We start from the raw sequence: 641 nt of genomic DNA on the forward strand, positions 1-641 counted from the left end.
CCCCGGCTGCACCGCCCGACACAGAACCGCCCTGCAGATAGGCGACCACTGCGCCGGCAAGCGCATGCCCGGTGATATTTTCGACTTCGTTAACGTTGCCTTTGGCGTCTGTGGTCGCCGCCTTCACGGCCAGAGATAGATAAGGGGCCAGCCCGCCCGCCAGCGCCTGGCTCATGTCGCCACCGGTTAAGCCTGCCAGCGCGCCTGATATCGCCGTGCCCGCCGTCCAGAACGGGCTGCCGATACCATACTTTTGTTCTGCTGCGATGTATTCCGGCGAGTTCTCCAGCATTTTCTGCTGGTCTGCAGGTGAAGCTTTATTGTACTCCGCCGTGCCTGACAATCTTGCGAGCGCGTCACTTCGTGCATTCACCTGCGCCTGCATGACCACGTTCTGCATCGTCTGGACGCCCACCTGGCTGATAGCCTGCGCCACGGCCTGATTTTCTTCTATTTTCTGCTTGTCGAAAATTTTATCGATATGCCCGTTGGCGTTCTCCGTATCACGGCTCAGCGTACTCACATCCTGCGTTTGCTGGCCGGTATCACGCACCGTAATGCTGCCATCAGCAACCGCTGAACGGGTGGTGCCCGATGCGCTGCCGCTGGCATTGGTCATCACCGGCAGCACACCCCCTGCA

General features: G+C 59.9%; 1 pseudogene. It reads right to left on the minus strand.

Annotated elements, in window-relative coordinates:
• Window positions 1-641 (minus strand): annotated as a pseudogene (locus tag AACU55_RS19075) (hemagglutinin repeat-containing protein); the annotation flags it as partial.

Source organism: Rahnella sp. CJA17(1/100), assembly GCF_963881615.1.
GTDB lineage: Bacteria > Pseudomonadota > Gammaproteobacteria > Enterobacterales > Enterobacteriaceae > Rahnella > Rahnella aceris.